A 23,806-nucleotide genomic window follows, 5' to 3' on the forward strand; every position below is an offset into this window, starting at 1 on the left:
TTTTACTTTTTAAATCTTTGTGCAACAAAGTCATTACTTACTAATTACCTTGTAAAATAGCTTTTATGTAGCTTAGTTTCTCTAGATCTTCCAAACTTTTGGTTTTCATATAAGTGCTATTTTTCATAAATTCTTCTATTTTTTTTTCAACTTCTGACTTTTGCACTGTACTTAAATTATCAAGAATAATTGAAAATTCAGGTCTATTATAATAAAAATTCATTACAACCACTGCTATTAATTCAGTAAATGTTTCATCATCTACTTTATACGGTAGTCTATTAATTTTATACATAAAATCATCAGAATCTTCACATACAAAATTATACCCTGTATCTTCAAACACTTTTATTGATTTTTCACTAATATTCAATATTTTACTTTGAACTTTGAATTTTTCAATAGAAATTTCACACTCTTTATCGATAAAATACCCACTACCAATTAAATATATAAATAAAATAGTGCAGCAAAAAATAACAGTTATAAAAAATTTTTTCATTACTCAACATCCAATATTCCATAAAGGTCAACAAAATCTGGCTTGTGTCCAAATTTCCTTTTGCTTTCTAAATCCCCTCCTTTAAAAACAAGCGCTTTATGCTTGTTCGTTTTTTGTATAAAACTAGATAATTTATCCCACTTCACATTTCCATTTTTTGCTCCCATTGAAGAGGGAATAGTCACACAGCCTGTACTATAAGTTCCTGGATGAAGTCTAAAATAGCCTCTCATTTTCTTGTTATTAAAATCATAAGTAAAATCATCTGTATGCATATCGACTGCATAAAGCTTGTACCAATGCTCTTTACCTTCACCCTCATGTGGGATTATCCAATATCTCCCTCTTGGAATAGCTTGCGACTCATCTAGTGATAAATTAGTTACTTGTTGAGTCATATGATCTACACTTGCATATCCACCTGTGAAAACGCCATTTATACCTATTGTTTCTTTTGAATCTAAATCAGAACCTTTAATTGTTCCATTCGATTTGTTAAAAACAATATGTACAATTAGTCCCATAGGATCCACCCACTGATTCGGATCACTGACATAAGCTGAATTATTTAAGCCCCCCATCAACCCAATCGGGTCTTTACTCACATAACGTCCACTGTACGGCTCGTAATAACGATAACGGTTATAGTGCAAGCCTGTCTCAACATCATAGTATTACCCCTGAAAACGGATATTACTTTGTTCTAACAAATTGTCACTGGCTCTGATTTGCTGCGTATTGCCCCACGTATCCTGCACGATCTCCCAGACACATTCACCACGTTCATTACTTAAGGTTTGCGGTGTTCCCACTTGGTCACAATGGTAAAAAGTAATACGTTCAAGCTCAGCTTTATTCTTTCTCGTTTCAGTTTTCCAGACTGGATCTTTATAAACTGAATACGGTTCATTTTGGAATCTTGAATAGTCTGGTGTTTCGATCAGCTTGATAAAACCTGTATAGCCTGTTTGTAGCAAGGGTACAAAGCTATTCGGCTCATAAACATAATGCTTGGTATATTGCGCTTGTTCATTACTGGATTGTTGTGACTCCCAAATCATTAAGTCACTATCCCAGCCAAATAACGTTAAGCTGTTTTCTATCGGGCTATGTTTATATAAGCGTCGCCCAAAAACATCATAGCCATAAGTCGTGACTTGGCCATTATTGTCACTTTGAATCAGGCGATTCAGGTTATCCCAAGTCAGTTTTAGCGTTTTGCCTGCATGAGTCGTTTCAATCACATTGCCCTGTGCATCGTATTTATAGTGTTTGCCTTGATATTGCGTAATCAGGTTATTTTTCACTTGTGATGATTGTGTTGCAATCGGATCAATCAAGTTGCCTGCTGGATCAAAGCTAAAGTTTTCTGTATGTTGTGGGCTTTGGCTTTTGATCAATCGTCCAATTGGGTCATATTGGTAATTGAGTTTACCTAAACGGCTATCTTCTACTTGGGTCAGTAAGTAGTTTTTATCGTATTGATAATGACGTTCTGCCTGATGTTTTGGTTGTTGTATTGGGTTTGGAGTCTCTTGTTCTGGTCGAATGATTTGTGAACTGAGTAAACCAACTTCATTGTAGTTTTTAGTTTGAATCAATCCGTTTGCCAGCATGCGTACTGTTTCACGGTGTAAGTCATCTCGTTGGAATGCCACCATGTCTTGTTGGTTAAAGGCAATTCCATAGATATGCCCTGAACCATAAGTCAGATTGGTTTGAACTTGTCCATCTGGGCGGATAGTCTTGCTTAAGTTGCCCAGCTCATCGTACTCATAACGAAGTACTGCAGTTACCGGTTTCAACTTGGGTACTTTATAGTGCTGATGTTCGCGTACCAACTGCCCGAGCGGATTTCGATAAAAGTTGATTTAGCTTTCTTTGTTTGTCGCTTGGCTGAGTTGGTTATTGATATTGTATTCGAATTCTTCGGTTTGGCTATGTCGTGTTTGTAAATGGGTATAGGTTTTTGAAGCAATTGAACCATCTGCATGATAACCCAATTGGGTCAGGATATTCGGTTGTCGGATTTGGAGCAGTTGTCCATTTTCATTGTAGCTATAATGCTTTTCTTCACCATCAAAGCTTTGTTCATGGATTAGTTGTCCAAAGCAGTTAAACTTGTACGATAGGTAAAATCACCTAAGTCAAAGTAAGTAGATTGCAACATCATAAACATAAACTTGACATAGGAGAGAATGCCATTCTAAGCGAGTTTTAAAAACCCCATCATCCGCCCATTCTGCAATAGCTTTGGTTATGACCTCTGTTGCCCCATAACGAAGATATACCCACGTCCAGCCTGATCTGTAAACGTATCAGTTGTGTACTTGGTTATATTCATAAGTGCGTACATATCCATTTTTATCAATCACTTTCAGCAAGTTACCTTATGCATCATATTCATAATGTGCCAAAGGTTCTGGCTGTTCATCAACAAAGGCTACTATCACTTTAGTTTGGTCATTAAAGGCAAACTAAAGCTGTTGTTTACCACGTTTTAATTGGAAGTCGATTGATTTTAAATAATCGAATTGTTCGAATAAAATATAATTTAAAATAACTTTTTAAGACTCATACAAGCTTTTTCTTCTTTCATTGAACATGACTCTTCCAACCATTTTCTAGATAGCTCATAATTTTTTTCAAAACCAAATTTACCTTCGAAATAATATAAACCTATATTAAGTTTTGCTAAACTATCCCCATTATTTGCGGCATCATTTATTAATTTTCGACCTTCTTTATAATTTTTGTTTACACCTAAACCTAAAAAATACATAGTAGCTAAGTTAGTTTTCGCTTTAATATGCCCAAGGCTAGAAGCTTTCAAAAATAAATTGAAAGCCTTTTCATAGTCTATTTTATCTGAAGTATAGTAAACACCCAAATTAAATAAAGCCTCAGGATTATTTTTTTTAGCAGATAGCTGGTATAGCTCTAGTGCTTTATCAATATTTTTATCCACACCTTTACCTAAATCATACATTACTCCTAAATTATACTGAGCTTCATCATTCCCACTTTCAGCAGCCTTTAAATATAAATTAAAAGCCTTACTATAATCTTGTTTAACATATATACCGGCGTCATACATTTTCCCTAAATTCAAACTTGAATAATAATTCCCTTGTGATGCTGATTTATTATACCAATAAAATGCTTTCTCATAATCTACATTAGCGCCTAACCCATTAAAATACATCACACCTAAATAATATTGAGAATTACTATCTTCTGAATGACTATTAAAATAATTTAGCGCTTTATCGTAATTTAAGCTTTCACTTTGTAAAATTATATTTTGTGCTTTTTCAAAATTTAAAGTCTCAGTATTTGAATTATAGCTACAAGCATTTAATATCAAAATAAAGAAAAAAATAAAAATAAATCGTAAACCCATAATTAACCTCCTCCTAGATAGATAATCTACTTCATTTTCCTTTATTACTAATTTTAACAGGCTTATGGTACAGCTGAGTATCTGCTTTATGATGGGTAAATCCACCACCAACTTCTGTTAAAGGACTAACTCCATAACCAATTTTTTGTTTAGTATTTGAATTTTGGTGAACACGGAAACAAACAATTATTGCACAAGTTTCAGATGTATCAGCTCTACCTGTAAATCCTGAAATATCAGTATCATACCAATCAATACCAGCACCTAAACTTCCACCAGTACCAATTGTTTTACTTCTAGTTCCACTAGAACCAACAAATACTCCATTTTTTTCTTGTGCTAAATAAATACTTGATGATGCTCCATAACCTTTGATTGCACTTGAATCTCCACCAGCAGAAATTGCTATCACTGAAGGTTTAAAAGGCTTATCATTTTCTGGATAAACATACCCTGCAACACCTCTGGAAACAATAACCCTTGATGGAGTCCTAATATTATTTTCCAATTTTTTATATGCTTTATTTTTTTCATCCATATCTCTTTCCATCGCAGCCATTCTTCCCCTTGCATCAGCAATTTTTAATTTGTCTAATTCAGGCTGCAGCCAAGGTGATGAACCTTCAGGAGCTTTATAAATATCTTTTGCCATTAACCCCATCGGATCTACCCACTGATTCGGATCACTTACATAAGCTAGGTTATTAAATCCACCTTCTAGTCCTATTGGATCTTTACTTACATACCTTGCACTATGTGGCTCATAATAACGATAACGGTTGTAGTGTAAGTTTGTTTCTTTATCATAATATTGACCTTGGAATCGAAGGTTGGTTTGTTCAAGTAAGTTTTCGCTCTCATTGATCTCTAAAGCTGTGCCCCATGTATCTTGTTTAATTTCCCAAATACATTCGCCTAACTCATTACTCAATGTTTGCGGTGTGCCGACTTGGTCACAGTGATAAAATGCAACCCGCTCTAACTCAACTTTGTTCTTTCTCGTTTCAGTTTTCCATACAGGGTCTTTATAAACTGAGTACGGTTCTGTTTGGAACTTTGAGTAGTCTGGTGTTTCGATTAATTTAATAAATCCGGCATAGCCTGTTTGTAGCAAGGGTACAAAACTATTTGGTTCAAAAAATAATGCTTGGTGTAACTTGTATGCTGTAAGTTCTCTTGTATTTTATTATTGCTTTGAGTGTAATGTTGCGACTCGAAAATCGTCAAATCACTATCCCAACCAAATAATGTCAGGCTGTGTTCCACTTAATTTTGATTAACTATTTGACTTTGTTCAGATATTCGTCTTCCAAATATATCATAACCATAAATGGTGATTTGACTATTGTGATCACTTTGGATTAAGCGATTAAGGTTTCTGCTTATTTGGCTGGTTTCAATCACATTTTTTTGGTAAATTTAATACACATATTTTTCAAACACCTACACCTAAAATATTTTAAAAGTCTTCGTTTTTTTTATCTGGAAACAAATATTCAATTATAAGAAAAATTACTGAAACTACAATACCTATCGTTTGAGTTATTAAAAAGAAAAACATTAGATCATTAAAAGGCATTATATAATCATCATTAAAATAATTATAAATAACGGCTAAAAAAAATCCTGTCAACCCCAGTAAAACCCCCTTTATAAAACAAAACAAATAGGGATGATTATCTGCTTTCAGATTAGATATAAATGTACCTAACACAATTTCAATAATTATATTGAACATATAAAAGTACTTCCTTTATTATTTACTGTACTGTGGTTCATCTAACTTTAGACTCGGATTCTCTTTAATAGGCTTTGTTGTAATAGATTTTACTGCTGTTTGACCATAAAATATTCTTTTTCCAATAGTATTTGTAGTATTTTTATAGAAATTCATAGCTGTAACATATTCTACTCCATTTGCTTTTGCAAGATTTGCGCCAACTCCTCCTGCTAATGCTCCCACACCAGCTACACCAAGAGTTCGCTTATAATTATAGGCATTGCATTTACATCTAACACTATCAAATGTTTGAAAACCACCGTCTACTGCAGCAGAACCAACAGCACCCATTATTGGTGCCTTTGCACCTGCTCCAAAACCGCCACTAATTACTGTAACTCCATATGGTAAAGTAGCGGCGGCAGCTCCAACTGTACCTACATTTCTCATTCCTTGCTGATTTCTTAAAACATTTGCATCTTGCTTATTTTTCGCAACACTTGACATAGTTCCTGGCAATAATGCACCCAATATTCCAGTACTTGGTCTATTTTGTTGTTTGGATCTTGCATCTTTTATTTTTGAAACTTGCCAAGCAGCTTTTTGTTGAGCGAATCTTTCAGCTGCATGCTTTTCAACTAACGCATTATTCGCAGCAACTTTTTCCCTTTCCCCTTGTGCCATCAACCCCATCGAATCGACCCATTGATTCGGATCGCTCACATAAATTGAATTATTTAACCCACCAAACAACCCAATCGGATCTTTACTCACATACCTTGCACTATGTGGCTCATAATAACGATATCGGTTATAATGCAATCCAGTTTCATGGTCATAATATTGACCTTGGAAACGGATATTGGTTTGCTCTAATAAATTATCACTAGTATTAATCTCTAAAGCACTACCCCATGTATTTTGTTTGATTTCCCAAATACATTCGCCCAGCTCGTTACTCAAAGTTTGTGGCGTCCCCACTTGGTTGCAGTGATAAAACGCTACTCGCTCTAATTCAGCTCTGTTCTTTCTCGTTTCGTTTTTCCATATCGGGTCTTTATAGATTGAATAAGGTTCTGTTTTAAACTTTGAGTAGTCGGGTGTTTCAATTAGTTTAATAAACCCTGCGTAACCTGTTTGCAGCAGCGGTACAAAGCTATTCGGCTCATAAACATAATGTTTGGTGTAGTTTTTATCATGCTGAGAATTGTCTTGATCTTTGTTTGACTGTTGCGACTCCCAGATCATTAAATCACCATCCCAACCAAATAAAGTTAAGCTGTATTCTGGTTTGTTAATCTTAAATAAACGTCTTCCAAACACATCATAACCATAGCTTGTGATTTGACCATTGTGGTCACTTTGAATCAGGCGGTTTAAGTTATCCCATGTCAGCTTTAAAGTTTTACCTGCTTGGGTCGTTTCAACAACATTCCCTTGTGCATCGTATTTATAGTGTTTGCCTTGATATTGGGTGATCAGGTTATTTTTCACTTGTGATGACTGTGTTGCAATCGGGTCAATCAAGTTACCTGCTGGATCAAAGGCAAAGTTCTCAGTTTTTTGTGGGCTTTGGCTTTTGATTAAGCGTCCAATTGGATCATATTGGTAATTCAATTTTCCTAAGCGATTATCATCCACTTGAGTCAGTAAGTAGTTATTGTCATATTGATAATGGCGTTCGGCTTGGTATTTTACTTGTTGCAACTGGTTTGGCGTTTCTTGTTCAGGTCGGATGATCTGCGAACTGAGCAATCCAACTTCATTGTAGTTTTTGGTTTGAATGAGACCATTTGCCAACATCCGTGCCGTTTCACGATGTAAGTCATCGCGCTGGAACGCCACCATGTCTTGTTGGTTAAAGGCGATGCCATAGATATGCCCTGAACCATAGCTGAGATTAGTTTGCACTTGTCCATCGGGGCGGATGGTTTTAGTTAAATTGCCTAACTCATCATATTCATAACGCAGTACTGCAGTCAGCGGCTTTAAATTTGGTACTTTGTAGTGCTGATGTTCACGTATCAATTGCCCCATCGGATTACGATAGAAATCGATCTGACTGACTGCATTTTTGGCTTGGCTTAGTTGGTTATTCAGGTTGTATTCAAATTCTTCAATTTGGCTATGTCCTGTTTGTAAATGAGTATAGGTTTTTGAGGCAATAGAGCCATCTTGGTGATAGCCGAATTGAGTCAAGATATTCGGTTGGCGAATCTGCAATAATTGCCCCTTATCATCATAGCTGTAGTATTTTTCTTCACCATCAAAAGCTTGCTCAAAAGTTAATTGCCCAAAGCTGTTATAAGCAAATAAATATTCTGCGTGGTTTTGATTGATGAGTTTTTGAATCCGACCTTGCTTGTCCCATTGGTAGCCAATTTGATGCCGATTGGCGTCAATCCGTTGTTCTAATAGACCGACTTGATTGTAACGATACTGAGTGATTAAACCTTTGCTATCGGTATGCTTTAGTAAACGTCCTTCTTCATCATGTTCAAACTGTTCTTTTAAACCATCAGGATAGACAATTGCTCTAAGCTGACCTTTGTCTTTACCTTCTGAGCTGTAGATATATTTAATTTGCTGCGCATTAGCAGACTGCTGGGCCGTCAGTGCGCCTTCTTCATCGTATTCCCATGCGCTTTCTTTACCTGAACAATCGCTATATGCGGTCATTTGTCCCAAATCATTGTATTGAATTTTTTTAGCGCCGCCTTTGGCATCAATGATTTCTACAACTTGATTATCGTTGTTGTATTTATATTGCGTGCTATAACCTAAAGGATTAATTTCCTTCGTTACATTACCGTCTGCATCGTATTCTTTTTTCCAAATATGACCTTCTGGATCTTTAGTTTCCGTCAAATTTCCTGCTTCATCATAGGCAAAACGGATGATGCCTCCATTCGGCTGTACAATTTTAATCAGCTGATCTTGCTCGTTATAAACTTGTTCGGTTTCTAGGCCTGCAAAATCAATTTGACGGGTAATACGTTTTTGACTGTCACGCGATAGCCATTTTTCACGGCCATCGGCTAAGCGTGTGCGATAGGTAAAACCATCTAAGTCAAAATAGTAATAGGTCGGCACATCATAAGCATCATATACAGCAACTTGGCGCAGTCTCGGGTGCCACTCCAAACGTGTTTTAAAACTACCATCATCTGCCCATTCTGCGATGGCTTTGGCATTCGCCTCTTTTGATTCATAACGGATATTTTGCCCACGACCAGTACGGTCGGTATAGCGAGTCAGTTGATGCGCATCATTATATTCATAGCTGCGTACATGGCCATTTTGATCTACAGCCTTAATTAAATTGCCTTGCGTATCATATTCATAACGTGACACTGGCTCTGCCTGTTCATCCACAAAAGCAGCGATAACTTTTACTTGATCATTAAAGGCAAACTTGAGCTGGTGTTTGCCTCGCTTCAGTTGAAAATCAATACTTTGCAGATAAGCCTGCTGTTCAAATAGTAAATAACTTAAAGCAACTTTTTCATCTGTTTCTTCATTGAATTGCTGAATCAACTGATAGTGTTTTCCGCCATTAAAGCTGTGAAAATGAAAACTCCATGCTGAACCAAAATTCAGCAGCAAGTCTTCATTTTCTAAAGGTTCTAACCTAAAGCCTTCATAGGGTGCAGTATGGGCCTTATACAAAGTGGGATTAGATAGCTGATATATATAAAAACGATCAATAAATTGATAATTCCCAGTATTTCAATTTTTTAACTTAAAAACTTTATAACCAAATATATATTAATTAGATAGCTTTTAAAAATATATCAAGGCAATAATGAACTAAATTTAGTTAACTCTCTCGATGACACTTTTCCACCTTTAAGTATAAAAACTTTATTAGTTTTATTATCAAAAGTAGAAGCCTGAATCATATTACCTTCTTCATCAATTTGCCAACTTCGACCTTTATCAAAACTAACCGCTGCTATATCTCTTTGATAAGGGTAGCTATTTGAATTTTTAAAACCTGAACTGTATAAAACTCGATTCTGACCTATATATAATTTACTCAACTGTAATGCATTTCCAATTTTTACTTTTTCAAGCCATTGATATTTATTTTGTTCATTTGGTACGGCAACTAAAAAGGTAGTTTCAGTATCTACATGACCATAGGTTTTTTTCTCAAAATCATAAACCATCCCTAAAACGTAAAGTTTTTCCCCTTCACTATTAATATCCACAATATCTGATTTTGGTAGAGTGAGGATAGGTGAATATTGATCTATACGATTATCTTTGGGATCATCACTCCACGGAAACTTATAAACCACACTTTGATATTGGCCTTGATGATCGAATAAATTAGAAAAATAAAAATCTTTGGTTTTCTCATCAAAATGATAGGAGTTAAAAAACTCATCCATTCTAAATTCATATTTCATCGCATTTAATTGGTCAACAATTTGCTTTGGCATATGGATTTGTATCCATGTTTTTCCTGCATCAGAGGTACGCCACAACGTCTTTTGCTCACCTATGGCATATCCATATACACCAGTTTCATCGAAAAGTACTTGTTTAACTTGTCTAAATGGCGGCCAATTTTTAAGTTGAGTAAAAGTTTCTCCACCATCTATCGATTTAAATATTTTATAACGTCGTGCTTTTCTAATTTGATCTTGTTCAGGAATCGTATCGACGAGTACATAATCTAAAAAATAGGTATTAATATAAATCGTGTTAAGATCAGCTGATTGCCACCATTGTCCAGTCTGAGCTGGTTCTTTAAATACTAATTTGTCTGGCTTTCCTTTTCCCCCTGATAACACCTCAACGGTCATACGGTTTAAAACTTGACTATTGTCTCTCATCCATTCTTCTTTATACTTTGAATCTATAAATTCACCTTTCTCATTTAAGATATCAACAAACTCAATTTTTTCTTGATTGATATAAAATAACAATGCTTTGTCTTTGTTTGCGTTAATCGCTAAGATCCCGCCATTAAAATTATTTTTAGCAAACTCAAATTCAGTTGCCCACATTAGACTGCATCCTGTAAAGAAAAAAAGACTGAGGAGAAAGATAAAGTACTTATTTTTGATCATGGCTTAATCCACAAAAATTGATCGTATGCGTTTTATGGTGTTATCAAATAAGAATTTAGCCGTTCCACCTATAAAGGGATAAACCACCTCTGCTACCTGTACCGCTTGATCCCATGTTTCAAAATCCATCCATTCTTGAAGATTCGGCTCAGCAATAATACGAAGTAAATCAGTAAACGGAATTTCTTGAATGCCACCATCTATATATGCTGGAACATGCGAATTAAATGCAAAAGTTTTAAAGTCTTTATCACTAAGTTCAACGGTTTGCTTTTTAAAAGTCATGTTCTGACTGGCTTTCGGTGCTAACTTACAAGGCAATTTAATCACATCGCCTTTATTATTTTGATCTAAACCAAGATCCATATTTTTTTGTAAATATTTTCTGGCATTGACTAACCATCTTTTCCCCTCAGGGCTTTTCATACTTGGGAGTAAATAAGCACCAAAACGTGAACAGTAATAGTATCCATACGCACGATAATAAGTAGGCGGCAGATGCCCGCAAGTGGCTGTATGACGCTTCATAAAGTCAACGTAACGTGACCAGTTTGGATCAGACCCATCTAATTTAAGCAAAGATTCTCTATTTTTGATGACCTTTAATGCAACCTCTAAAGCGAGTTGCCAACGTTCTTGTGTTTTTGTAACATCGATTAATACATCTGCATGATTTAAGAAATATCGGATATTAATTCCATTTTTATTAACGGTTTCGCCTTTTTTTATAGGATCATCTTTATAAGGAACATAGTAATAACCACAATTTCCATAAACATGGTCTAGTGCCATATTCACAACAGTATTGCATTTTTCTTGTGGATTCACATAGACCTTAGCAACACTATTATTTCCAACTGGTGTCAAACTTTGATTTATACTTTTCTTTTGTTCAGACATCTCATTTCCAGAACTAATTATGATCGTCAATAAATTCAATAGAGTTTATTTTTAACTGTTTAGAAGACAAAGCTGTCTCTGTGTAACCCTTGTCGTCAGTAGTCCCCTCTAACTCACTGCCATCACTTAACGTTAAGAGACATTTAGTATTTTTAACTGCAATATTTTTTACTTCATCAAATACCTTAACTTTTAGAGGCTTTGTTGCACAAACCTATCTGTAAAGGCTTTTTCAGCGATATAATTTTCAAATGAAGAAGCCTACATACAAAATCTACCGCACAACCAATTGGCCCGCATATAACAGAGCCCTCATTAATCGTGGGAATATTGCTATTTGGTTCGATCCAAAGACCCAGTGGTATGCACAATCACAAGGCAAACATGGACGAAATCAAACTTACTCCGATACTGCTATTCTTGGTATCGATGCTGAAACCCTTCAAATACGTGCTGTACAACTCACCGCAAATAATGTCAGTGATTCACAGGTACTGGAAGATTTAATTGCTTAAATCCCTTTAGATGAACAAATCGATTGTGCCTATACAGATGGTGCTTATGACACAAAACGATGCCGTCAGGTCATTGCAGATCGGCAAGCACATGCGGTGATTCTACCTAGAAAAAATGCGAAACCATGGAAAGATACAAAGAGTAGCTCGCTAGAGCAAAATGAATTACTTCGAACAGTTACACGTTTAAGCAGGACACTATGGAAAAAATGGTCAGGCTATCATCGGCGAAGTTTGGTTGAAACGGCTTTGTTGCATAAATATGTAAGCATCTGATTTAAATAAATTTAATTTTGGATCAAAAAACAATCAAAACTTTTAAAATCATATAGTTATGAAATCTTTGTGCAACAAAGCAAACCTTCGTTATAATCAAATAAAATACATCTTGAATATTCAGAGTCATCATCCAAATTATCTAAAGAAGCGCTTAGATAAACAAGATTATCAGAGATCACGCATGCACTTTTAAATGTTACTGGAGATATTTCTGTCATAGTTTTTTCCCACCACTTTTCATACTTGTACCAATTTTTCCTAAATGACTTTTATCAATAGTCAATTTACCACTGGGATCAGCGCGTACTTTGAAGTCTCTACTCATACCCATAGATTCGTGATAAATCCGGAGGGTAGCTAACATTTTTGCACGATCACATTTTAAAACTTTTGAAACAGAAACAGCTGCAATATATTCTAATTGCCATAATTCTGTGCCCCCAACAGGATTTGAAGTTTTCCCCATTACCCTTTCTTTTTTATCATAGTATGCATGAACTTGACCGTGTTGTAATTGTTTACCAGCACCGGTTACACATACTACTAATCCATTGTTTTCAGATATTGCTCCTGGAATTCTCTTATTAGTTTCACTTCTTTTTCCATATTTAAAAGCTCTATCTGGTACGACATGATGACCTTTTTTACCGAAATCACCACATGTGTCTGGTCGGTATGGTCTTAATCTACATGGATCATCCTTATCTTTAGATGGTTTTTCTTTATCGGGTGTCTTTTCTTTTTGGGTATGAGTCGTTGAGGTAGATTTACCCGATTGTATATTTACATCATATCTACCGGTGGGAATGTTGGCCCCATTCGCACCAGCCATACCCAATTGAGGTTGAGGTAGTAATTCCTGAAATTTTCTCTGAATTTCATTGCAGAGATCGCTAATGTATTTTTTTATCGCATTCTTTGCATTAGTAATCTCAACTTTGAACTTTTCCAAAGCCGATTTTAAACTACCGCGAACTTTATTGAGGAAACCATTAATAGCTTGAATTAAACGATCAATACATTTGTTTAATGCATTTAATGCTGTTTTTCCCATCTTTTGCCATGGCTTAGACCTGAGCCATGCTTCAGGAGCATTGTTCCATGGGCTTTTTATTTTTAGTTTTTTGAAGGCACTCTCAAAGCCTTCCATCAATTTAAAAATTTTTAATTTATTAGCTTCCTTTGATCTTGCGGCTTTGACAATGGTTTTAACAGCCGAACCAATTTCAGGAATGACTCCAAATGCAGTAAGAGCCAACGCTTTATAGTTATCAGATGATTTACCATTTTCTTTTGAAAGGTCTATTAGATTCGCTATTAGGTCTCTAACATCACAAACCTGATCAACCACAGGAATCATACTGATTAAACCACTAACAATGATTTGTGACATCGTAGGATTCTTATTGAAATCACCCTTTAACATTCCCCAAATCCAGCTACTTTTATCTATTACAGCCACCGCAATATTATGATTTGTCACACTCTCGTTAATCGCAGCTTGACCTTGATAAAACAATATTTTTTCCCACCACGATAGATTCGGATCTGGTTTACTTGTGTCATATTCTCTATATGTAAGATAGTTAGCTGGGCTATCCTGAATATGTTGTGCAAGTTTTTCAGCACCGTACCAAAACTGTTGCTGTATATCAGTAGAACGGTTAGCAATTTTATTCCAAAAAGCTTGATTTTCTGTCGACATTTTATTCACTAATTTTCATTATTATTCGATATTTCTAAGTCTTGTTGAATAAACCAATCATCAATTTCATGAGGAGGAAAGTCATCTTCAGACTGATCTTCTCCATATTGAATTTTGGCTCTACCAGCTGGAACACCTTTAACAACAGCTTTGCCTTTATCGTCTAATTTACCTTTTTTTCGACTTCCATCTGAAAGTAAAACTTCAAATTCAGCATCTTTTACAGGTGAGCCATCACTATGTAAATATTCTAGAACTAAGTCATCCTTTTTGATTTCAGTAAGTGGTAAGTGTGGTAAAACATAATTTGTTTTACTCCCCCCCCCCCACAAACTTATGCTGTCCAGCTTTTACCTCAAACTTGCCACTAGTCGTAGGAAATATACCTGAACCATTAATCTTGAGCTGTGAACCGCCTCCAGTCAGGATGAGTTCTTTCGGACTAGTGATATAAACCGTATCTTCTGTTGAAATAATTTGAATCCCTTTACGGGCAATCAAATCCGCTCCATCCCCCTGAGCTTGTATTTCAATCTCCCCCTTACCAGCAAACAATCTTGCACCTTCGTGAGCTGCAAATAAACTGATTTTACTTTGTGCATGTACAAGTAGACTCTTTTGTGTACTCAAGTTAATACTATCACCAGCGCTATGACTGATTTGACCATCTGCTGATAGATGTACATCTTCATTGGTCGTTAGTGCAATAGAGTTTGGTGAAGTTAATACCATAATGGCTTGTTTAAAGGCTTTTGCTTTAGCCTCACTTTCTTGTTCAATTTGTTCTATAAATTGTTTCAGATTGTCTAATACTTCTAAAGGATCGGTTTGTTGATTTTTGGCTACTTCACTGAGGGCTTTAGAATTATTGAGATTGGATTCCAATTGCGATTTGGTTTCTGCTACATCCAATTGATTGCCTGATGCATTGTCTTGTTTATAGGTAGAAAGGAGTAATCCTTGCTTAGCTCTCAGTGCTCCCCATTGATCTGTTCGCAATTCAAAACCTTCACCACGTCCATCACTCGTGTCTGTCTCTTTCGGATGGCTAAGATTACCTAGATTGAGCTGTGATGCCTCATGACTACTTTGTAGTTGTGTGCTGATCTGTCCAGTCGTATCGTCAAAACGAAGTTGGCCAAAGCCATCGCCTTGGACTTCTTTGGAGCGAATCCCTGAAAGCTTCATGGTATCGGGAAGTTGTCCTTTTTGATCAAACTTAGTTGGACTACGATGTGCTTCATGAATGCGACCAACGACATATGGTTGGTCGATATTGCCATCAAAGAAATTAATCACCACGATCTCACCAATACGCGGTAAGAACCGTGAACCATAACCTTCTCCTGCCCAAGGGGTGAGCACATCTACCCACGCTGAGTCAGTGTCAATATTATTCGCGCCTGAACCATTGTCATGCATATGGTCATCTGTTCGAGTAAACAGAAAACGGATTTTAATCCGTCCCCATTCATCGACATGAATTTCTTCACCCTCGACGCCTACGACTTTGGCACGTTGTGGGTGGGTCTTAGGGCGATCTTCAAGTGGCCTGTAAGGTGGAACAATGTCAATGTTTCGACGTTGTAAAATAAGGTTATTGGCTTGGCGCTCATCTTGATTGTTGGTATGAATTTCGGGCTGTTGCCAATGGCTTTCTTTGAGTAAGGCGGTGACTTGGTCAGATAGATCTTTAGGCAAATTATTTTGGTTATAAAAGGTCTTTGCTGTGATTAGAAACTCTTGATCGGAACCTTCATGTTGATCAATTTCAGGATGTTCTTTTAACTTAAACCAATACCCGACATGTGCATCACGTACTGTTGAAGTCGCACTAAAGTACTTGGCTTGCGAATTGAAGTATTTGCTTAAATTTTCATTCAGTTTTTCAATTTGTTTGTTGCCAGACTGAGTTGCACCATCTTCACCTTTGAGGTCTTGTATCCATGCAGGACTGATGTGAAAGGCTTGTTCTAAGCCTAAACTTACTACATCTTGATTATCTGAATGCTGATGTTTTGTGAGTACCGAGCCTGCACCTTTTTCTTGTGCTAAAGCATCTGCTTGCCATCTTTGAAGGTGTACCGCAGTTGGTTGTAGAGAACGCAATCCTGTGAATGCTGTGATACTGTCTTGTCGTTCTGTAGCACTACTTCGATGAAAACGAATATTGCGACGATCTAATGCTTGAAATTGGGCATTATCATCAATTAAGCGTAGCTTTTGTGGTTTGATCTGTTCAGATGAACTCCATACTTGATGCTGTGCTTCATCAATCAGTGTAGTTACACCTTCAGAAGCTAAAAGTCGTTTAATAAAGTCGTAGTCGGTTTCATTGCTCTGCATGATGAAGGGACGAACATCATAGCTTTTGCTTAATCCGCTTTTATCTACGGTTAAGCTAGAAGCGAGTAATGGGCTTTTCACTTAAACCCAAAACATCAAACAAATCAGATGCACTTTCACATCATGGGTCTTGCTATCATTAATAATAAATTCAGTGGGATTTCCATCCGCATCCACAACTAAATGGATTTTAGAACTATTTCCACCAACGTTATTAGAAATAGCTTGGTCTTTCACTCCGGTCGTATGTTGATGCACTCGCATATGAGATGCATCAATAGAAACCTATTCTAGATTTGCATCATTTGATAATAATTTAAAGACTTAGACCATTGATTATGCGCCAGCATTGTTGTAATACATAACAAGAAGGAATGTGGTTTGTCGATTGAATTTTACTTTCTCACTATTTTTTATACAACAAATGTCAACAGCATCTAACTTTTATAAATATATATTATAAAAAAATTGTTTTTAATTAACATTAATTTTATTACTAGGTATCACCAAGATTATACTATCAGACATATTTTAAAGAAAAGAAGTGTAGCAAGTTGCTACACTTCTTGATTTTTCTCTACCAACTCTTTCAATAGATTTTCTAATTTTTCTAAACTAGCATCATCAAAATGAGAAATTTTTAAAGAAACCTTTAATAACTTATCATTAAATTTAATATTCCCAGCAACTTTCCCAGCATATTCAATTTTTTTTACAAGCGATGTTGATGGAGAATCGTTATTATCTTGAACTAGATATTTCGTAGCTTGTGTAACAGCCTTAGTTTGCTCAAGTTGGCCATTCTTTACTTTTGTCCAAACAGTTAACAAGGCTTTTTCAGCACGTTGTTTTATTTCATCGTGATCTGCAAGAAATTTTTTAAAAGCTGTTGCAGCAGTTCGACCTAATAATTGGGGTTCATTTACCAAATCATTCAAGATGGCTTTAGGCAACTTTTCAAAAGATAAATATTTATACATGTCTTCGCGATTTAAGCCTAAAGACTTCGCTAAACGTTGTTTATTTTTCTTTAAATTTTCATCCAAGCCTACCAGACCAATATAGATTTCGAAGTCTGTTAAATCCTGGCGTTTTAAATTTTCAGCTAGTGTAAGTAGTGAAGCTTCTTCATTATTTGCATCAATAATAATGGCTTCAATGGTCGATTTTTTTAGAATTTCATGCGCACGTAATCGACGTTCACCTGCAATCAGTTCAAATTTTAAATTTTCAAGTTTACGAACAGTGATGGGTTGCAACAAACCAACTTCATCGATCGATTCAGCCAGTTCTTTGATTTCCTGCTCATCAAATTTTCTACGCGGTTGATAAGGACTCCGTGAAATGTCTTCAATAGGGACATTTCGTCTAAATTCCTTTAATTCCTTGATATTATCTTTTTGAGCTAATTGATGCTTTTGAGTATTTTGTTTCAGCTTTTGAGCTAAAAGTTCTTTTGCAGTTGCCATAAAATTCTCAATCAGTTAACTTTAGCCAAAACTTCTTTAGCTAAACTTTCAAAAGCCTTTCGGACCTTTCCACTTTTGTCTAGCTTAAGTAAAGACTGCTGCATAATTGCGGCTTGATTTACTTTTGTACTTTGTGGAATAGTCGTTTCCATAATATAGCCCACTTGCTTAAATGCTTCATCACGAATGAGTTTACAAACATTTTGTCTCTCATCGTGCTTAATAAGTAGTGCACCTAATAATTGTAGCTCCGGATTGATTCGCTTTATTTTTTCTAAATGATTAAGTAAGTCTGTAACACCATATAAACCATATTGTGAGCCAGATTCAATCGGGATAATTACATGTGTTGAAGATGCTAAAGCATTACTCGTCAATAGTTTTAAACTTGGAGGGCAGTCAATTAAAATAAAATCATAAAGATCTTTTAATAGTTCTAATTTTGTAGTGAGTTCTTCTGATGGTCTTGGCGCATCTTCTTTTAATTGGTCCTCAGTTTTTCCTAAATTGAGAGAACCATAAATTAGTGAAACATTATCAAAATTAGTATCTTCTTCTAAAGCGTCAGTAAGTAATGAGACATCACCTACTAATAACTCAGCGGTTGTTACTCCAATTTCACTTGGATGTTTTAAACCAATATGCAAGCTAGCATTTGCTTGAGGATCTAAATCGATTACAAGCACTTTTTTTCCTAAGTTTGCTAGCTCAGAGGCTAAATGAACAACTGTTGTTGTTTTACCACAACCACCCTTGTGATTCGCAACAGCAATAATTTTTGCAGACATACTTGTCAAATCATTCTATATTTACAATTACTATTAATATAAATAACTTTGGGCTAAGTTACTACACCTTTTAAATTTAAAACAGTCATTTGTATAACGCTAAAGCAATTTTAAATTTAAAGTTTTATATAGCTAGCTTATTTAATAATTAATAGTAATTAATAATTAAGTAAATTAATAATTAAGTTGATATTTTTCATTTAAAAACAATAGCATATCAGCTTTAAGGTGGAGGGTTTGTCACCTTAAAGTGGAAGAGTTGTCCTCTATAAGTGGAAAGATGATCACTTAAAAGTGGAATATCTGTCACTGTAAAGTGGAATATTTGTCACTTAAAAGTGGAGTATTTGTCACTATGGTGGAATGTTTTTCACTGTTAATTATAAAATATATGTATTATCATTTAAAATATATATAAAACAATTACTTATAATGTTGATAAGTTAGTGAATTTAAGTGCAAGAGTGGAAAAAAAATCACTTACAAAAATAATATTGTGGATAAAGTTGCAAGGCTTTTTTTTACTACACCATTTTTTGATATATTCATTGATCTAAGAGTGGAAAGAATTTCACGCACTCACCCTAGAATGCAGAAATTTTGTTCTTATGACTAAACTCGATATTTTTTTTCAGTGATCTGCGTTTTTAAAGGTGGAAAACTTGTCATATCGAAATAGGTTAATTGATTATTTAAAATCCATTATGGGTATTTATTCATCAATCCGTATTTCTATAAAGAATCAAAAACATCTAAAAGTGGAGTATTTGTCATCTTGGGGTGGAATTTAAAAATATATTTCCACTTTAATTGATTTTTACCTAAATTTGGTGACAAGTATTCCACCTTAGGTTTTTTAGGTGAAAGTGTTGAATCTTTTTCCACTTTTTTATATAACATGCATAATCAAGTTAAGCACACTTAAAATAGTTAATACACTTTATGTCAGAACTAAGCCATAACAAAGAAGAGCTGGATTCAATCCCGTACTGCATAGGTAATATTCGTCACAATGGGGTTGTAAGTACTAGCAATCGTTTGATACGACCTATTGAATTGTCAGCGAATGAATATAAAGCACTTTTATATGCGATGGCTGTTGCCAATTACGGTGAGAAGAATCATATCGATAAAGAGATTAGTGAACAAACATACATTTATCTGTATAAAGATGATTTAGCTGAATTACTGGGATTAAGTAAGCGAAATTCAATTAATGTAGCCATTGATCGAATTTACAAAGAACTTTCATCCCGTGTGGCGCACTTTGTAATTGAAGAACCTGTAGATGATATAAAGAAAAAGACTAAAAGAGTTCACTCGGTTGTCCCTATTATCCGTGAGTTAAGATGGGAAGATGATTCAAAGAATGCACTTCAAATCAGATTTACCAGTGAAGTATTACCTTACTTTACTCAATTAGCTGGTGGTAATTTTACTACATACCAACTAAAACATTTATTTGCTCTAGATTCAGTTGCAAGTATGAGTCTTTATACCTATTTCATAAAAAACGAATTCAAATTTAAGACTCAAGAAATCTACGAAGTTCCATTATTATTAGAGAATCTCAAAGCTCTAATTGATATAAATGAAACTAAATATGACCGTTGGGTCGATTTTCGACGTTATGTATTAGATAAAATTGTAGCTGAAATTAATGAAAACACTGATCTACAGTTAGAATATGAAACAATTAAAAAAGGACGCCCTATTGTAGGCGTAAAATTTAAACTACATCATCGTGGTTTTGAAAAGCCTGTAATTGAAAATAAAAAGGCCGAAAAATTAAAGATCTACTTAGATGTTCCATTTGAAGATAATGCTGAGGTAAAAGATCTAGGTGCAAAATTCGATACCACTGTACGTTCATGGTATATTTTTAATGATGATGCTAATTATTTACAGCTTGAAAAGTGGTTTAAGACTGTAGGTTGCCTCACAGACTCTCAAGCAAACGTTGTTATCAATGATTCATTATTTCAAATGGATTTTGCTGAAGTTGGAATGAGCTTAAGTGACTTTAAGAGAAAAATGAAAAATAAATTGAAAACTGATAGTAAATTTGTGGAAGACATCAAGGATCGTCTAAATGAAATTTTCGGAAAGGATATTATCTAGGAGTGTAGCAACTTGCTACACTTTTATCGGCTATTCTTAGTTCAAGAAACCACTTATAACTTTAATTAGAAAAACAATTTTACGACATGTTGATCTAATTCATAAACGATCTGTAGGTTAAAGGTGATAAGAGTATTTTTTGAAATAAATATTGAAATTAGATAAAGTGGATTTTATCATCGATATGATTGAATATTAAATTTAAGATGAAAAATGGCGATCTAGTAGTTAATATGTTGAAGGAATTCTATTTAAATCACCATTTTTCTAAAGAATTAATTTATAAATCTTAGATTCTCAAATGAAGTGCAACAGAGATTAAATTATTGTAAAGAAGCAAGATAAGCTAGCATTTTGCTTCCGACCGACCAAAGTCAAAGTTGTATCATGGACTATACTCATCTTACCCAAGAAGAAAGATATCAGATTTCTACATTGTTACGTGAAGGATTTTCTAAACGTTACATTTCTTGGAGTGATCCTAGACAGTATCGTGGACAAAAAATCCCTCTAAATTCTTGAAATATTTCTGTTCAAAGGCTTCTGGGCTTAACCAGCCGTTTGCAGAATGTCTTCTGATCCGATTGTAATAAATCTCAATATAGTCAAACAAGACAGTATTCGCTTCTTTTCGAGTGGCAAACACACTGCCATGGACCACATGACCTTTCAATGTATGAAAGCTTTCGGTCACTGCATTATCCCAACAGTTCCCCCTGCGTGACATACTTTGAATACAGTTATTAGTTAATAATAGCGCCCTAAAATCACGACTACAGTACTGTGAGCCTGAGAAGCACTGCTTCCAAGTGAATGTACCATGACACCCATTGGATACCCCTGACGAGCCATTGCATAATGAAACGCATCACACACCAATTGACGGTCTATTCGATAGCTGGTTTGCCAACCGACAATACGACGGCTGAATAGATCCAGCATCACACATAAATACAGCCAACCTTGCTTAGTACGGATATAGGTAATATCCGTTGTCCAGATCTTATTGGGTTCATTGACCGTAAATTGACGATCCAACAAGTTAGGCGCTGTAGGCAAACGATGTTTTGAATCTGTCGTATGCTTGTATTTACGTGCAATCCTGCGACGTAAACCAAGCTTTTTAAGCATTCTTCCAACGGTTCGTTCGCTCATGCTGTAACCTAAATCATGCATGTCATGTACCAATGAAGGTGCACCCAATCGTGCATGATGCTGCCAATATACGGCTTTTAAATCATTATATTTCTGCGCTGGATTGGCCTGGCGTTTTCGCCAGGCATAATAGCCTGAAGTGCTGACACCCAGGCATTTACAGGCAGAAGATACAGTGACTTTATTCACATCCAGATCTTGAATTACCGTGTACTTTTCTTGGCATGATCTGTCAGAAAGTACACATGCGCTTTTTTTAAGATGTCATTGGCTTCCCTGAGCTGTTTGACTTCTTTCTCTAATTCTAGGATCCGCTGTAGTTCTGGTGAAAGTTGACGTTTGCTTGAACCTGCCGGATTGGTTTCACGAATCCGTTTATCTAATGTTGAATAACCCACACCTAATTTCTGGGAGATTGCAGCTACTGACTCGTGTGAGTTTGAAAGTGCATAATCAATTGCTTGCTGTTTAAATTCAGGACTAAAACGTTTGCCCATTTCTTGTATCTCCAAAGTTAACGTTACGTTATCTTTAGAGGGAAGTACTGTCCATTATTTTGGCTAGGATCAAAAGAGCTTCTAGGCGATTCTAAAGATAAAAATGGTGCAGATAAACAACAGGCAGCTACCTTTGGGGGTACTGGGCGTAGAAACCGAGGTGGTGGATCAACTACTAGTTTAAACTCAGGAGGTGGCATAAAAGATATTAGTGGAGAACGCGGCCGAAACACTGATGGTTATGTTACACAAATGAGTCATAACTGGATCAGAAGTAGGCTTCTCAAAGCTGTTTCACAAAAGCAGTCAGTTTTTTCACAAATAATGCTTCATGGATATTTTAGGCTGGTAGTTTTTTTTAGTATTCCGCAAGTAGTTAGCCACGCATATGTATTGATTGAATATGGAGCAAAAAAAGTTCCAAATGATGCCTTACATACTACACACCAACCTACTCGTATTTGGGGAGACTCTGATATAAGTAAAGTTGTTGATAATGAAGGTGGTTTAACAGGTTCTAATCGAAGTAATTTAGGTAATCGAAGATAATGACTTTACAACAATTTGAACGAAGACAACAATTTCTGACACCTCAAATGTACGAAACTTTAAAGGCGGAAACTCTGAACACTATTGAAACTTTTAAAGTAAATCCTACAGGTGTTGGTGATTCAATAGAAGAAAGAAGGGTATACTCTTATGCTATCTTAGCAGAGAATAACTAAAAACTATAAAAAATTGGAAGAATAAAATTTAAAAAGATATTTTATTACAAATGCTTACTAAATTTATTTTGATTTGTGAAATAAAAAATAAAAAAAGTGTTATAACTATTTGTATTAATATTTTGAGCTAATTTTGTCATGAGTTTTGATCAAACGATAAAAAATACTCTCGTATTTTTTTATCAATTTGTTCTACCCTTATCAACCAAAACAGAAGACTTGGAATACATCAAAGCTAAGCTGAAACAACTAGAAAAAATCAGGCCAGGCAACAACAAGAGTAAGCAGAATAATTTTAAAAAAATTTATGTAAAACTCTGGCATCGTATTTTAGAACTTTTGAAAACAGATAGAGCAGTACGTGCAAATGTCCAATATATTCCGCAGATTCAGCTTATTTGCGATATGGAAAAATATATCGATTCAAAAATGGCATTAGAAATTTTTAATACACGTAAGGAACTCACTACACCATTACTACTTCAATTTTTTGACATACGTAACGATGAAACGAGACAAAAAGTCATGGAGAAATGTTCTAAGAAGCAGCTTGGTATGATCGAGACTTCAACTTTAATCAATGCAGAGCAAGAGTGAACG

The 23,806-nt window shown here is 35.3% G+C and carries 15 protein-coding genes and 6 pseudogenes; 5 read left to right on the forward strand and 16 right to left on the reverse strand.

Annotation, left to right across the window (positions count from 1 at the left end):
* Positions 1 to 40: 40 nt before the first annotated feature.
* The 9 genes and pseudogenes from G0029_RS16910 to G0029_RS16945 all read right to left on the reverse strand — a co-directional run bounded on the left by G0029_RS16910 (position 41) and on the right by G0029_RS16945 (position 11,606).
* A complete protein-coding gene (locus tag G0029_RS16910) occupies positions 41 to 502 on the reverse strand; it encodes a hypothetical protein (protein WP_180036286.1) in 462 nt (153 codons plus the stop codon).
* Entirely contained in the window at positions 502 to 1,026 is a 525-nt protein-coding gene (locus tag G0029_RS18370; RefSeq protein ID WP_227591947.1) for a tlde1 domain-containing protein, read from the reverse strand. Before G0029_RS18370 ends, G0029_RS16910 begins: the two co-directional genes overlap by 1 nt.
* A pseudogene (locus G0029_RS18375) lies at positions 1,018 to 2,955 on the reverse strand (RHS repeat-associated core domain-containing protein); the annotation flags it as partial. The gene G0029_RS18370 and the pseudogene G0029_RS18375, both read right to left, overlap by 9 nt.
* A gap of 101 nt (positions 2,956 to 3,056) precedes the next feature.
* Positions 3,057 to 3,905 carry a tetratricopeptide repeat protein gene (locus tag G0029_RS16920; RefSeq protein ID WP_180036288.1) on the reverse strand — a complete coding sequence of 283 codons (849 nt, stop codon included), beginning with the start codon at positions 3,903 to 3,905 and terminating at the stop codon, positions 3,057 to 3,059.
* 652 nt (positions 3,906 to 4,557) lie between these two features.
* Positions 4,558 to 5,318: pseudogene (locus G0029_RS16925) on the reverse strand (RHS repeat domain-containing protein); the annotation flags it as partial.
* Positions 5,319 to 5,364: 46 nt separating this feature from the next.
* Positions 5,365 to 5,643 carry a hypothetical protein gene (locus tag G0029_RS16930; RefSeq protein WP_180036263.1) on the reverse strand — a complete coding sequence of 93 codons (279 nt, stop codon included), beginning with the start codon at positions 5,641 to 5,643 and terminating at the stop codon, positions 5,365 to 5,367.
* Between the two features lie 18 nt (positions 5,644 to 5,661).
* Positions 5,662 to 9,342: pseudogene (locus G0029_RS16935) on the reverse strand (RHS repeat-associated core domain-containing protein); the annotation flags it as partial.
* Positions 9,343 to 9,419: 77 nt separating this feature from the next.
* A complete protein-coding gene (locus tag G0029_RS16940) occupies positions 9,420 to 10,643 on the reverse strand; it encodes a WD40/YVTN/BNR-like repeat-containing protein (RefSeq protein WP_180109951.1) in 1,224 nt (407 codons plus the stop codon).
* A gap of 66 nt (positions 10,644 to 10,709) precedes the next feature.
* Positions 10,710 to 11,606: a hypothetical protein gene (locus tag G0029_RS16945; RefSeq protein ID WP_180109952.1), complete on the reverse strand. Its 897-nt coding sequence runs from the start codon at positions 11,604 to 11,606 to the stop codon at positions 10,710 to 10,712.
* A gap of 251 nt (positions 11,607 to 11,857) precedes the next feature.
* Here G0029_RS16945 and G0029_RS16950 point away from each other — a divergent pair.
* Positions 11,858 to 12,373, forward strand: a pseudogene (locus G0029_RS16950) (transposase); the annotation flags it as partial.
* A 241-nt stretch (positions 12,374 to 12,614) separates the two neighbouring features.
* On the opposite strand, the gene G0029_RS16955 reads toward G0029_RS16950, so the two are convergent.
* The 6 genes and pseudogenes from G0029_RS16955 to G0029_RS16980 all read right to left on the reverse strand — a co-directional run bounded on the left by G0029_RS16955 (position 12,615) and on the right by G0029_RS16980 (position 18,708).
* A complete protein-coding gene (locus tag G0029_RS16955) occupies positions 12,615 to 14,105 on the reverse strand; it encodes a hypothetical protein (protein ID WP_180109953.1) in 1,491 nt (496 codons plus the stop codon).
* Positions 14,106 to 14,113: 8 nt separating this feature from the next.
* Positions 14,114 to 14,437: a hypothetical protein gene (locus tag G0029_RS18520; protein WP_180109954.1), complete on the reverse strand. Its 324-nt coding sequence runs from the start codon at positions 14,435 to 14,437 to the stop codon at positions 14,114 to 14,116.
* Positions 14,418 to 16,532 (reverse strand): type VI secretion system Vgr family protein, encoded by a 2,115-nt coding sequence (locus tag G0029_RS16965; protein WP_320109248.1) that lies wholly within the window; start codon positions 16,530 to 16,532, stop codon positions 14,418 to 14,420. Before G0029_RS16965 ends, G0029_RS18520 begins: the two co-directional genes overlap by 20 nt.
* A gap of 30 nt (positions 16,533 to 16,562) precedes the next feature.
* A pseudogene (locus G0029_RS16970) lies at positions 16,563 to 16,775 on the reverse strand (IS5/IS1182 family transposase); the annotation flags it as partial.
* A gap of 233 nt (positions 16,776 to 17,008) precedes the next feature.
* On the reverse strand, positions 17,009 to 17,920 hold the full coding sequence (locus G0029_RS16975; protein WP_180109956.1) for a ParB/RepB/Spo0J family partition protein: 912 nt from the start codon (positions 17,918 to 17,920) through the stop codon (positions 17,009 to 17,011).
* 11 nt (positions 17,921 to 17,931) lie between these two features.
* The gene (locus G0029_RS16980; protein WP_130075507.1) at positions 17,932 to 18,708 is read right to left on the reverse strand and encodes a ParA family protein; all 777 of its coding nucleotides are present in this window, start codon (positions 18,706 to 18,708) and stop codon (positions 17,932 to 17,934) included.
* A 942-nt stretch (positions 18,709 to 19,650) separates the two neighbouring features.
* Here G0029_RS16980 and G0029_RS16985 point away from each other — a divergent pair.
* A complete protein-coding gene (locus G0029_RS16985) occupies positions 19,651 to 20,829 on the forward strand; it encodes a replication initiation protein (protein ID WP_104442428.1) in 1,179 nt (392 codons plus the stop codon).
* 481 nt (positions 20,830 to 21,310) lie between these two features.
* Here G0029_RS16985 and G0029_RS16990 read toward each other — a convergent pair.
* A pseudogene (locus G0029_RS16990) lies at positions 21,311 to 22,481 on the reverse strand (IS3 family transposase).
* Between the two features lie 252 nt (positions 22,482 to 22,733).
* Here G0029_RS16990 and G0029_RS16995 point away from each other — a divergent pair.
* The 3 genes from G0029_RS16995 to G0029_RS17005 all read left to right on the forward strand — a co-directional run bounded on the left by G0029_RS16995 (position 22,734) and on the right by G0029_RS17005 (position 23,803).
* Entirely contained in the window at positions 22,734 to 23,030 is a 297-nt protein-coding gene (locus tag G0029_RS16995) for a hypothetical protein (RefSeq protein WP_180109957.1), read from the forward strand.
* Positions 23,030 to 23,206 (forward strand): hypothetical protein, encoded by a 177-nt coding sequence (locus G0029_RS17000; protein WP_180109958.1) that lies wholly within the window; start codon positions 23,030 to 23,032, stop codon positions 23,204 to 23,206. The genes G0029_RS16995 and G0029_RS17000 overlap by 1 nt, the downstream gene beginning before the upstream one ends.
* A 138-nt stretch (positions 23,207 to 23,344) precedes the next feature.
* Positions 23,345 to 23,803, forward strand: a complete 459-nt coding sequence (locus tag G0029_RS17005) for a hypothetical protein (protein WP_019383657.1) — start codon at positions 23,345 to 23,347, stop codon at positions 23,801 to 23,803.
* The last annotated feature ends 3 nt before the right edge of the window (positions 23,804 to 23,806 follow it).

Source organism: Acinetobacter sp. YH12138 (assembly GCF_015218525.1).
GTDB classification, from domain to species: Bacteria; Pseudomonadota; Gammaproteobacteria; order Pseudomonadales; family Moraxellaceae; genus Acinetobacter; species Acinetobacter amyesii.

What these genes read in the sequence shown, in the direction of transcription:
- G0029_RS16995 (WP_180109957.1), top strand. Translation starts at nt 22,734, where the DNA reads ATGAGTCATAACTGGATCAGAAGTAGGCTTCTCAAAGCTGTTTCACAA.
- G0029_RS17005 (WP_019383657.1), top strand. Translation starts at nt 23,345, where the DNA reads ATGAGTTTTGATCAAACGATAAAAAATACTCTCGTATTTTTTTATCAA.
- G0029_RS16975 (WP_180109956.1), bottom strand. Translation starts at nt 17,920, where the DNA reads ATGGCAACTGCAAAAGAACTTTTAGCTCAAAAGCTGAAACAAAATACT.
- G0029_RS16955 (WP_180109953.1), bottom strand. Translation starts at nt 14,105, where the DNA reads ATGTCGACAGAAAATCAAGCTTTTTGGAATAAAATTGCTAACCGTTCT.
- G0029_RS16980 (WP_130075507.1), bottom strand. Translation starts at nt 18,708, where the DNA reads ATGTCTGCAAAAATTATTGCTGTTGCGAATCACAAGGGTGGTTGTGGT.
- G0029_RS17000 (WP_180109958.1), top strand. Translation starts at nt 23,030, where the DNA reads ATGACTTTACAACAATTTGAACGAAGACAACAATTTCTGACACCTCAA.
- G0029_RS16910 (WP_180036286.1), bottom strand. Translation starts at nt 502, where the DNA reads ATGAAAAAATTTTTTATAACTGTTATTTTTTGCTGCACTATTTTATTT.
- G0029_RS18370 (WP_227591947.1), bottom strand. Translation starts at nt 1,026, where the DNA reads ATGGGACTAATTGTACATATTGTTTTTAACAAATCGAATGGAACAATT.
- G0029_RS16940 (WP_180109951.1), bottom strand. Translation starts at nt 10,643, where the DNA reads ATGTGGGCAACTGAATTTGAGTTTGCTAAAAATAATTTTAATGGCGGG.
- G0029_RS16930 (WP_180036263.1), bottom strand. Translation starts at nt 5,643, where the DNA reads ATGTTCAATATAATTATTGAAATTGTGTTAGGTACATTTATATCTAAT.
- G0029_RS16945 (WP_180109952.1), bottom strand. Translation starts at nt 11,606, where the DNA reads ATGTCTGAACAAAAGAAAAGTATAAATCAAAGTTTGACACCAGTTGGA.
- G0029_RS16985 (WP_104442428.1), top strand. Translation starts at nt 19,651, where the DNA reads ATGTCAGAACTAAGCCATAACAAAGAAGAGCTGGATTCAATCCCGTAC.
- G0029_RS16920 (WP_180036288.1), bottom strand. Translation starts at nt 3,905, where the DNA reads ATGGGTTTACGATTTATTTTTATTTTTTTCTTTATTTTGATATTAAAT.